The sequence below is a fragment of the Gilvimarinus sp. 1_MG-2023 genome, from assembly GCF_030548285.1.
Genome location: NZ_JAUOSC010001404.1, coordinates 1 through 250 on the forward strand (window position 1 = coordinate 1; position 250 = coordinate 250).

General features: G+C 49.6%; 1 protein-coding gene. It reads left to right on the plus strand.

The window, feature by feature from the left end:
• A partial coding sequence (locus Q4563_RS21450) for a DUF3360 family protein (protein WP_303605964.1) occupies positions 1-250 on the plus strand: 250 nt, incomplete at both ends.

The window sequence follows — 250 nt, forward strand, 5'->3', positions numbered from 1 at the left end:
GGTTATGGTTGCCGCGATTGCCGCCACGTTTGCTGGCCCGTTAGGGTTGGGTGAATCGTTTATTCTAGAGAATGTTCGTTACGAGCTTCTTATTGTTTCTGTTTTTATTTTATTGTTCTCCGGCTTTATTTTAACGACCGCCAACCTGGCCGGTACCCATGGCCCCTTGATTCCGTTAATCCCTATTGTTGTGGCAGCAGGGGGGCACCCGATGGCTTTCGGGCTATTGATTGGTGCCTTTGGTCTGATC